The 10,288-nt window shown below is 71.9% G+C and carries 8 protein-coding genes and 2 pseudogenes; 5 read left to right on the plus strand and 5 right to left on the minus strand.

Translation table 11 applies throughout. The features are described 5' to 3' along the window. Positions 1-665, plus strand: a pseudogene (locus tag PSH25_RS15030) (HNH endonuclease signature motif containing protein); the annotation flags it as partial. Between the two features lie 48 nt (positions 666-713). Here PSH25_RS15030 and PSH25_RS15035 read toward each other — a convergent pair. Continuing rightward, entirely contained in the window at positions 714-1,925 is a 1,212-nt protein-coding gene (locus tag PSH25_RS15035; RefSeq protein ID WP_238659681.1) for a helix-turn-helix domain-containing protein, read from the minus strand. A gap of 16 nt (positions 1,926-1,941) precedes the next feature. After that, entirely contained in the window at positions 1,942-2,139 is a 198-nt protein-coding gene (locus tag PSH25_RS15040; RefSeq protein WP_238659682.1) for a hypothetical protein, read from the minus strand. 263 nt (positions 2,140-2,402) lie between these two features. Here PSH25_RS15040 and PSH25_RS15045 point away from each other — a divergent pair, with 263 nt between their 5' ends. Continuing rightward, positions 2,403-2,630 carry a winged helix-turn-helix domain-containing protein gene (locus PSH25_RS15045; protein WP_238659683.1) on the plus strand — a complete coding sequence of 76 codons (228 nt, stop codon included), beginning with the start codon at positions 2,403-2,405 and terminating at the stop codon, positions 2,628-2,630. 347 nt (positions 2,631-2,977) lie between these two features. Here the strand turns inward: PSH25_RS15045 and PSH25_RS15050 are convergent, their stop codons facing one another. Both PSH25_RS15050 and PSH25_RS15055 read right to left on the minus strand, forming a co-directional pair. Further along, positions 2,978-3,430 carry a type II toxin-antitoxin system VapC family toxin gene (locus tag PSH25_RS15050; RefSeq protein WP_238659684.1) on the minus strand — a complete coding sequence of 151 codons (453 nt, stop codon included), beginning with the start codon at positions 3,428-3,430 and terminating at the stop codon, positions 2,978-2,980. Further along, on the minus strand, positions 3,423-3,662 hold the full coding sequence (locus PSH25_RS15055; protein WP_238659685.1) for an AbrB/MazE/SpoVT family DNA-binding domain-containing protein: 240 nt from the start codon (positions 3,660-3,662) through the stop codon (positions 3,423-3,425). The genes PSH25_RS15050 and PSH25_RS15055 overlap by 8 nt, the downstream gene beginning before the upstream one ends. A gap of 135 nt (positions 3,663-3,797) precedes the next feature. Between PSH25_RS15055 and PSH25_RS15060 the strand changes: the two genes are divergently transcribed. Together PSH25_RS15060 and glgB are read left to right on the plus strand one after the other, a co-directional pair. Beyond that, entirely contained in the window at positions 3,798-6,014 is a 2,217-nt protein-coding gene (locus PSH25_RS15060; protein WP_238659686.1) for an alpha-1,4-glucan--maltose-1-phosphate maltosyltransferase, read from the plus strand. After that, positions 6,002-8,104 carry a 1,4-alpha-glucan branching protein GlgB gene (gene glgB / locus PSH25_RS15065; RefSeq protein WP_238659687.1) on the plus strand — a complete coding sequence of 701 codons (2,103 nt, stop codon included), beginning with the start codon at positions 6,002-6,004 and terminating at the stop codon, positions 8,102-8,104. The genes PSH25_RS15060 and glgB overlap by 13 nt, the downstream gene beginning before the upstream one ends. A 13-nt stretch (positions 8,105-8,117) precedes the next feature. Here the strand turns inward: glgB and PSH25_RS15070 are convergent, their stop codons facing one another. Next, positions 8,118-9,158 carry an App1 family protein phosphatidate phosphatase gene (locus PSH25_RS15070; protein WP_238659688.1) on the minus strand — a complete coding sequence of 347 codons (1,041 nt, stop codon included), beginning with the start codon at positions 9,156-9,158 and terminating at the stop codon, positions 8,118-8,120. A gap of 108 nt (positions 9,159-9,266) precedes the next feature. Between PSH25_RS15070 and PSH25_RS15075 the strand changes: the two are divergent. Further along, positions 9,267-10,288: pseudogene (locus tag PSH25_RS15075) on the plus strand (ArnT family glycosyltransferase); the annotation flags it as partial.

Below are 10,288 nucleotides of genomic sequence, written 5' to 3' on the forward strand. Positions count from 1 at the left end.
CCGACGGCCGGCTACGCCTCGCCGGCATCCTCGACGCCGAAGCCGCCGCCGCGTTGCGCGCCGCGATCGACCCGCTCACCACGCCCACCGGGCCCGACGACACCCGCACCCCGGGCCAACGCCGCCACGACGCCCTGGCCGACGTGTGCCGGCTCGCCCTTCGTACCGGTGAGCTACCCGAGAACGGCGGCGGTCCCGCCCAGGTCGTCGTCACCACCGGCTACGACGGGCTGACCCGCCAGTTGGGCACCGGCGCTCTCGACATCGGCCCGCACCTCACCCCCGAGGCCGTGCGCCGGCTCGCCTGCGACGCGGCGATCCTGCCCGCAGTGCTCGGCGGCAACGGTCAACCGCTCGACGTCGGCCGGCAACGCCGCCTCATCAGCGGTCCGCTGCGACGCGCACTCGTGCTGCGCGACCGGGGTTGCGCGTTTCCCGGCTGCGACCGCCCACCGCGTTGGTGCGACGGCCACCACATCCGGCACTGGGCCGAGGGCGGCACCACCAGCCTCGACAACGCCGTGCTGCTCTGCAGGCATCACCACCGACATGTCCACCGCAGCGACTGGAGCGTCCGACTCGGCGGCGACGGCCACCCCGAATTCGTGCCACCCGCCTGGCTCGACCCCGAACAGGTCCCGCGCCGCAACCACTACCACCTCCGTAGACAGCCGGCAGGCGGAGCTGCCCCCAGCCCGATCGCGGGGCGTGCGTCATGTGACGCGGAGGGCGGCGGCGAGCTGGGCCAGGCCGGCCGGTGCGTCGGCGGACCGCCACACGACCGCGACCAGCTTCCGTACCGCCGGCCGGTCGTGCACCTCACTGCGGGCGGTGCGCTCCGCGTCGAGGACCGCCCGGCCCGCGCGGTACACGTCGCCGGCCAGGGCGTACCCACGGGCCACATCGAGGAGGTACGCGGCCCGGTGCTCGGGCGGCAGGCACCGCCACTCGTCGCCGGCCGCCAGCCGCTCGTGCCGGGCGGTCGCCGTGATGACGTCGCCGATGGCAGTGTCGGCAACCACCCGGGCCGCTTCGACCGCCGCCTGACCGAAACCCCCGACACCGAAGACCGCACCGCCACAGCCAGCACCACCCGAGCCAGCACCACCGTCGCCGTCGCCCCGACCGGCGTCTCGGGCGATCTCCGCGGCCTGGTCGAGCGCCTCGCGCGCGAGGCGTTCGTCTCCCCCGCCCGCGGCGGCGAGGGCGGCTTGAAGGAGCAGCGTCCCGCGCAACGCTCTGGCCGGGGACCCATCGTGCGTGCCGATGCGGTCCGCGGCGACGAGCGCGGCGTCCAGGGCGGAGCGCCGTCGACCACGAGACCGCAGGGCCTGACTCAGTGACACGGTCGCGATGCCGGCCACCTGTGGGTCGTGGGTCGCCGAGGCGACGGTCATTCCACGGTCGGCGGCCAGCCAGGCCAACTCCCCCTGGTCGACCTTGACCAGCACCAACGCGATGAGTCCGTACACCGACACCAGCAGCACGTCCCCCGCGCCGGGGCGAGCGGCGTGCGCTTCGCGGACGGCGTCGAGCAGACCGGGCAGCAGGGCCAGCAGCGCCGGATAACGGGCGTGCCGATAGCTCTGCTCGGCGTGCTCCAGCCGGGCCCGCAACTCATCCACCAGCGGCGGCCGGTCCGCACCCGGTAGGTGGTAGCGGGCCAGCGCCGTCCGCACCGCGTCCACCCCGGCCGCGACCGGAGTCGGCCGCACGGGCCGGGCCGCCAGCAGAACCTCCACGTCGATGCGCAGCGTCTCGGCGACCTCCCGGAGGTTGGACACCCGCTCCAACCGACGTACCCCACGCTCGACCTTGTCCACCCAACTCTTCGACTTGCCGAGCCGGTCGGCGAACTGCTGCTGCGTCATGTTCCGCCGTACCCGCCACAGCGCGACCCGGCGGCCCACCGGCAGCTCGTTCACCGCCGGCCCGTCGCGCTCACCGCAGGACCCCAACCACAAACAGCACGAGTACGACCACAGCGATCGCGATGCCGTAGGCGTACTGCCGCCCGGTGAGCGGCGCCCGCGTCGGCCGGGCCGGACCGGGCACCCGATCCCCGTCCGGCTGCGGTGGCCGCGCCCCGGCAACGGGGTACGCGGGCGGCAGCGGCCCATCCGGCAAACGCTCGTCCAACTGTGCCTCCTCGCGGCGCGACGAAGATGGTCGGTGGGTGGTGTGTGGTGATCGGTGGGCGATGGAGGATGCAGGTCAGGAGGCGGGTCGCGTGGGGAAGCCGTTCCGTGTTCCCCGCTCGGCCACTCGGGACACTCCGCTGCTGACGAGAGGATCCCTGTCGCCATTCAACTTAGAAGGCACTGCCTTCACAGTCAACAGAGCCTGCACGGTGTGTCACTCATGGTGCGAAGATCGGTGCGCTGACGAGAGGTGGCACCACCATGCCGCAGGCACCGCTTTACGAGCAGATCATCGCTGACGTATCGGCTTCGATCCGGGCGGGCACATTGCAGCCAGGCGACAAGCTGCCGTCCATCGCCGAGATGCGCGAGCAGTACCAGTCAAGCGCCTGGCCAGTGCGTTACGCACTCCGGATTCTGGAGGAGCGAGGCTGGATCGTCACCCGCCAGGGCAAGGGTTCGTTTGTGGCACCGAATCCGCCTGCCTGACGCCGTTCGGACTCTCGCCCGGCCTAGAGCCACTCGGGTTTCAGGAAACCGCCGCATCCAAGTCGCCTCTACACCGCGCTTTCCTTGAACCCGTGTGGATCTTGACGGCAGTCCGGGCCACGGCACCGCCCCCGAGACCGGAACCCGGGCTCGGGGTGCCCACCGCCGTCATGGTCACGCTCGAACCTGGTTGTAGTGGCATCGCCGACGCGCCGATGCCACTACAACCAGGATTTTGCGCGATCTTGCAGCCCGCGGATCGTCGGGGCAGGGCAGGCGAGGTGCTTGGCCGCGCGCAAGCGGACCACGGCCGGACGACGGGAGCGGCGGTCAGCGGCCCAGTGTGGTCAGACGCTCGGCGTGGTCAGCGTCAGGGTCGGGAAGTACGTGCGGTATCGCGCCCCATCGCGGGTCAGCAGGTTGTATCGGCACACAGCCGCATGTGCACCGATGTAGAAGTCGGCCAGCGGTGACCGCTTCACGCCGCCCAGCCTCCGATATCGCGCGTACGCCTTGCCGGCGAGGAAGCCCGCCAGGTAAGGCAACTCCTCGCGCAGGAAATCCCCCGCCGGCAACGCCTCGTCCAATTCTTCGATGCGGTCGAAACGGACCGACACCTCGGCGTACACGATGGGGTTGATCACCAGGTTGCCCGCGTCGCGAGCCTCGGCGAGGGCGGTCCCGGACCACTCCGCCCACTTGGGGTCATCGGTGAGGATGTCCAGCAGCACATTGGTGTCGACCAGGGTCGTCGTCGCATCCGGTGAGCGGGCAGGCAGGGCGCGGAGCCGGTCACTCACCGCGCAGCATCTCCATCAACTCTTCGGTGGACATGTGCTCGGTCTCCTTGGCGCTCCCCCGACCTCGCATGTGGCGCACGAGGCGCTCCCCACGGGTGTCGGCACCGTGCACGCGAACGATGCGCAGGGCCCCACCATCCTCGACCACATCGACCTCGTCGCCCTCATGCAGGTTGTACCGAGCCCGCAGCGCCGCCGGGATCGTCACCTGCCCTTTGCTGTTCAACCGCATGCTCTGAACCTCCGTCACGTAATACCAACGATACGCGACACGCCTCGACACGCGGTCTGAGTGATGTCACTGCGGGGAGCAGCGGGTGGGGGGCTTGGCCGCGCGCGAACGGATCTCGCGCAGTAGGTTGGCGGGGTGACTGGACGGTTCCCGATCGAAGACGTCTCCCCCGTCGTCTCCTGCGGGCGATACCCGGCCAAGGCGGTGGTCGACGAGCCGGTTCCGGTGTCGGCGCGCGCCTACCGGGAGGGGCACGACGCGCTGGGCTGCAACGTGGTGTGGGCCGGCCCGGACGGCGCGACCCGGCCGTTCACCCGGATGCGCCCCGGCGAGCCCGGCCAGGACCGCTGGCACGCCACCATCGCACCGGACGCCGTCGGCTCGTGGACCTTCTCCGTAGAGGCGTTCCAGGACCCGTACCTGACCTGGCAGAACGCGGTGACCAAGAAGATCGCCGCCGGGCAGGGGCCGGAGGACCTCGCCAACGACCTGGCCGAGGGCGCGCGGGTGCTCGCCGCCGCCCGGGGCCTCGTCCCGACCGCCGACCGGCCCCGGGTGGCCGACGCGCTCACCGCGCTTGTCGACACCGACCTGCCGCTGGCCCAGCGGGTCGACCCGGCGCTGGCCCTGGCCGACCTGCTCTGGGAGCACCCGGTACGGGAGCTGGTCACCGTCGGTGACACGTACTCGATCTGGGTTGACCGCAAGCGGGCGCTCTACTCGGCCTGGTACGAGTTCTTCCCCCGCTCCGAAGGAGCGGTGGGCGACCGGTCCGGCACCTTCGCGACCGCCACCGAGCGCCTGCCGGGGGTCGCCGCGATGGGCTTCGACGTGCTCTACCTGCCGCCGATCCACCCGATCGGCCGGGTCAACCGCAAGGGCCGCAACAACGCGCTCACCGCCGGGCCGACCGACGTGGGCTCGCCGTGGGCGATCGGCGCCGCCGAGGGCGGCCACGACACGATCCACCCCGATCTGGGTACGCCGGCAGACTTCCGGGCCTTCATCCAGGCGGCGGCGGCGCAGGGCCTGGAGGTGGCGATGGACCTGGCGTTGCAGTGCGCGCCGGACCACCCCTGGGTCACCGAGCACCCGGAGTGGTTCACCACCCGGGCCGACGGCAGCATCGCGTACGCGGAGAACCCACCGAAGAAATACCAGGACATCTACCCGGTCAACTTCGACAACGACCCGGAGGGCATCCGGGCCGAGGTGCTGCGGGTGGTGCTGCACTGGGTCGGCGAGGGCATCCGGATCTTCCGGGTGGACAACCCGCACACCAAGCCGTTCGACTTCTGGCACTGGCTGATCGCCGAGGTGAAGGCGGTCGACCCGGACGTGCTGTTCCTGGCCGAGGCGTTCACCCGGCCCGCCATCATGCACGGCCTCGGCAAGATCGGCTTCACGCAGTCGTACACCTATTTCACCTGGCGCACGACGGCCGCCGAGATGCGGGAGTACTGCGAGGAGCTGATCGAGGCGGCCGACTACATGCGGCCGAACTTCTGGCCGAACACCCCGGACATCCTGCACGAGTCGTTGCAGCACGGCGGCCCGCCGATGTTCAAGATCCGGGCGGTGCTGGCCGCGCTGCTCTCCCCCTCCTGGGGCCTGTACGCCGGTTACGAGCTGTTCGAGCACGTGGCCCGGCCGGGCGCCGAGGAGTACCTGGACAACGAGAAGTACGAGCTGCGACCCCGGGACTGGGCCGGCGCCGAGGCGCAGGGCCGCTCGCTGGCGCCGTTCCTGGCCACCCTCAACCGGGTACGCCACGACAACCCGGCCCTGCACCAGCTCCGCAACCTGCGCTTCCACGAGATCGACAACCCGGCGCTGCTCTGCTGGTCCAAGCACGACCCGGAGACCGGCAACACGGTCATCGTGATCTGCTCGTTCGACCCGCGCGCCGTGCAGTGGGGCAACACCACCCTCGACATGCCGGCGCTCGGCTTCGACTGGCACGAGCGGTTCACGGTGCACGACGAGCTGACCGGCACCAGCTACGACTGGGGTCAGCGCAACGCGGTCCGGCTCGACCCGTACCTGCAACCCGCGCACGTGTTGACCGTGCGCCGCCCGACCCCGCCGACCGCGCCGCAGCCGGCGGGCGCCGAGCCCGCCGACCTCACCGTCGCCGAGGTGCCGGACGACCTTTCCGGCGGCACCGCGCCGACGACGCCGGCCACGACGACGCCAGCCACGACGACCCCGGCGACCCCGGCCACGACGATCCCGGCCACGACGACGCCGGCCACGGTGGCGTCGCGCCTGGCTGCCCGTTCGTCTGCCGCCCGCTCATCCCGTTCCGCGCCGACCGTTCCCGCCCCGAAGGACGCCCGATGGACCAGCTGATCTCCGGCGCGACGCACGACCCGCACGCGCTGCTCGGCGCGCACCCCGCCGACTCCTCGACGACGATCCGCACGATGCGCCGGGGCGCCGGCGACGTCACGCTGCTCGTCGGCGACGAGCGGCACCCCATGAAGCGGGTGCACGACGTGGGCGTCTTCGAGGCGCAGGTCGACGGCACCGTGCTCGACTACCGGGTCGAGGTCGACGGCACCACGCACGACGACCCGTACCGCTACCCGCCGACCCTCGGCGAGCTGGACCTGCACCTGATCCGCGAGGGCCGGCACGAGCGACTGTGGGAGGCGCTCGGCGCCCGGGTCCTCGACGAGGGCGTGGCGTTCAGCGTCTGGGCGCCCAACGCCCGTGGGGTGCGGGTGGTCGGCGACTTCACCGGCTGGGGCCCCGACGACGGCTGGCCGATGCGCTCGCTCGGCTCCAGCGGGGTGTGGGAGCTGTTCGTCCCCAACGCCCGGGCCGGGGCCCGCTACAAGTACCGGGTGCTGGGCGCCGACGGTCAGTGGCGGGACAAGGCCGACCCCCTCGCGGCGTACGCCGAGGTGCCGCCGGCCACCGCCTCGGTGGTGCACCACTCGACGTACCGGTGGAACGACGCGGACTGGCTGGCCCGGCGGGCCGAACGGCAGCCGCACCAGGAGCCGATGAGCGTCTACGAGGTGCACCTCGGCTCGTGGCGGCCCGGCCTGGGCTACCGCGAGCTGGCCGAACAACTCACCGCGTACGTCACCGAGCTGGGCTTCACGCACGTGGAGTTCCTGCCGGTGATGGAACACCCGTTCGGCGGTTCCTGGGGCTACCAGGTGACCGGCTACTACGCGCCGACCTCCCGGTTCGGCGACCCGGACGAGTTCCGCCACCTCGTCGACCAGCTGCACGCCGCCGGCATCGGCGTACTCCTGGACTGGGTGCCCGCGCACTTCCCCAAGGACGAGTGGGCCCTCGCGCGGTTCGACGGCACCCCGCTCTACGAGCACCCCGACCCGCGGCGCGGCGAGCACCCCGACTGGGGCACGTACGTCTTCGACTTCGGCCGCAACGAGGTGCGCAACTTCCTGGTCGCCAACGCGCTCTACTGGTGCGACCAGTTCCACGTCGACGGGCTGCGGGTCGACGCGGTCGCCTCGATGCTCTACCTGGACTACTCCCGCAACCACGGCGAGTGGGCCCCGAACAAGTACGGCGGTCGGGAGAACCTGGAGGCCATCGCGTTCATGCAGGAGGTGAACGCGACCGTCTACAAGCACCACGCCGGCGTCGTCATGATCGCCGAGGAGTCCACCGCCTGGCCGGGCGTCACCCGCTCCACCGCCGATGGCGGTCTGGGCTTCGGTTTCAAGTGGAACATGGGCTGGATGCACGACACCCTGCTCTACACCTCGAAGGACCCGATCTACCGCCAGCACCACCACCACCAGCTCACCTTCTCCCTGGCGTACGCCTGGAGCGAGAACTACGTGCTGCCGATCAGCCACGACGAGGTCGTGCACGGCAAGGGCTCACTGGCCGGCAAGATGCCCGGCGACACCTGGCAGCGACTGGCGAACGTGCGGGCGCTGCTGGCGTACATGTGGGCGCACCCCGGTAAGCAACTGCTCTTCATGGGCTCCGAGCTGGCCGACGACCGGGAGTGGAGCGAGGAACGCGGCCTCGACTGGTACCTGCTGCACGACCCGGCCCGCGCCGGCGTGCAACGGCTCGTCGCCGACCTCAATCGGGTCTACCGGGACACCCCGGCGCTCTGGGCACAGGACACCGAACCGGCCGGCTTCCGCTGGATCGCCGGCGACGACGTCGCCAACAACACCGTCTCGTTCGTCCGGATCGCCCCGGACGGCTCGACGCTTGTCTGCGTGGCGAACTTCTCCGCCCAGCCCCTGCACGACTACCGGATCGGGTTGCCGGCCGGCGGGACGTGGCAGGAGGTGCTCAACACCGACGCGCACCACTACGGCGGGTCGGGGGTGGGCAACCTGGGCGCGGTGCGGGCCGAGGACGTGCCGTGGCACGGGATGGTGGCGTCGGCGGCCCTCCAGGTGCCGCCGCTGGGCGCCGTCTGGCTCCGCCGGGACTGACGAGGCCGGCCGGTCAGACCAGGCCGGCGTCGCGCAGCAACTGCCACAGGCCGGCGCCGTCCGGGGCGGACAGCCACTTCTGCCCCACCGGCCCCGACGACGGCCGGCCGGCCGGGGCGGGCAGGCTACCGGCCAGCACCGACTGGGTCGGGGAGAGTCGGCGGATCGCCACCCCGGCGACGTTCTCTGGGTGGGCGGCGGCGAACTCCCGGTAGATCTCCTGGTCGTGCTGACCGTCGTCGCCGACCAGCAGCCAGCGCACGTCGGGGAACTCCCGGGCCAGTCGGGCCAGGGTGACCCGCTTGTGTTCCATACCGCTGCGGAACCAGCGGTCGGCGGTCGGGCCCCAGTCGGTGAGCAGCAGCGGCCCGGCCGGGTAGAGGTGCCGGGACAGGAAGCGGGTCAACGTGGGCGCCACGTTCCACGCGCCGGTGGAGAGGTAGAAGACCGGCGCGCCGGGGTGCGCGGTGACCAGCCGCTCGTAGAGCACCGCCATGCCGGGCACGGCCGCGCGGGCGTGCTCGTCGAGCACGAACGTGTTCCAGGCGGCGAGCAGCGGTCGGGGCAGCGCGGTCACCATCACCGTGTCGTCGATGTCGGAGAGGATGCCGAACCTGACGTCCGGGTCGAGGATGCGCACCGGGGCGTCCACCGGCTCGGCGTCCGGGACGCTGAGCCGGACCGTACCCCAACCGGGCGGCAGGTCGGCCTCGACCAGCGTGTCGACGAAGCCGCTGCGGTCGGCCCGCGTCTCGTGGCACACCCCGCCGGCCTCGATGGTCACGGTGACGTGCTTGGCGGGCAGGGTGGTGAAGCTGCGCCAGCCGCGGACCTTGTCCAGCCGACCCCGCTGGCGGGTGTCCGGACGACCCAGCAGCACCCGGCACATCACCCGCACCCAACCCGGCGCGCCGTAGCCGGTGTACGCGACGATGTTGACCCGCCAGCCGGTGCGCCGCAGCCGACGCTCGACGAGCTGGTGCACGGCGTCCTCGATCCGCGCAGCCCGGTGCAGGTTCGGAACGGCCAGTTGGCCGGCGGGAGTGGGTGGCACGCGCCAACCCTGCCACACGTCGACAGCCACGGCCACGCGAGCCGACCGGGCTGCGCCTATCCAGCCTGACCCCGGCTACGCCGATCCACCTCGGCGGCCCGGCCGAACGTGAAACACTCCGGTCGGGACGACGACGGGGGCGTTGGTCGTGTCGCATCCAGAGCAGCACGGCGGGCGATGGCGCCCGCGACTCGACCGGCCGGCGCTCGTGGCGCTGCTGTTCGGGCTCGCCGGTGTCGTCTACCGGCTGGTCCTGACGTTGTTCACCGTGCCGGTGTCGAACAGCGACGAGGCGACCTTCGGCCTCGCCGCGCTGCACATCGGGCAGGGCCGGGAACACCCGGTCTTCCTCTACGGCCAGCACTACATGGGGATGTTGGAGTCGTACCTGGCCGCTCCCCTGGTGGCGGTGTTCGGGCCGAGTTGGCCGGTGCTGCGGCTGCCGATGCTCGCGCTGTACGCGGTCTTCCTCTACCTGATCCACCGGCTGACCCGCCGGCTCTGCACGCCGTGGTTCGCCGCCTTCGTGGTGGGCCTGCTCGCGCTCGGACCGGAGCGGGTGGTGCGCGACCAGCTCACCGTCGTCGGTGGGCGGCCGGAGGTGAAGCCGGCGGTGCTGCTGATGCTGCTGATCACCGTGGGGTTGGCCGCCGGCACGGTCCACCGCCGACGGCTCGCGATCGGCCTGTTCGGGCTGCTCGTCGGGCTGTCCGTCTGGTCGGACTGGCTGATCCTGCCGTACCTCGCGGTGGCCGGGCTGGCCCTGGTCTGGGCGGTACGGCGCGAGTTGTTGGGCTGGTCCGGCCTGCTGCTGGTGGCGGGGGTGGTCGTCGGCGTGGCCCCGATGATCGTCGACAACCTGCGGGCCGGGCCCGGTGAGGACTCGCTGTCGGTGTTCCGGGCGGTCAGCACGAAGACCGGACCGCAGCCGCCGTGGTCCGACCGGATCCGGGGCGGCCTGCTGGAGGGGGTGCCGCTGGCGCACGGGCTCTGCCCGGTGGACGGCTGCGGACGCTGGCAACAGTGGTTCGGCGTGCTGTACCCGGTGCTGCTGGTGGCCGGCGCGGCCCTCGCGCTGCTCGCGTACCGTCGCGCGGCCCGGGCGCCGCGCGGGGAGCGGGCCGGACGGG

This window comes from Micromonospora foliorum (assembly GCF_022229015.1).
Taxonomy (GTDB): domain Bacteria; phylum Actinomycetota; class Actinomycetes; order Mycobacteriales; family Micromonosporaceae; genus Micromonospora; species Micromonospora foliorum.

What these genes read in the sequence shown, in the direction of transcription:
- PSH25_RS15045 (WP_238659683.1), top strand. Translation starts at nt 2,403, where the DNA reads ATGCCGCAGGCACCGCTTTACGAGCAGATCATCGCTGACGTATCGGCT.
- PSH25_RS15055 (WP_238659685.1), bottom strand. Translation starts at nt 3,662, where the DNA reads ATGCGGTTGAACAGCAAAGGGCAGGTGACGATCCCGGCGGCGCTGCGG.
- glgB (WP_238659687.1), top strand. Translation starts at nt 6,002, where the DNA reads ATGGACCAGCTGATCTCCGGCGCGACGCACGACCCGCACGCGCTGCTC.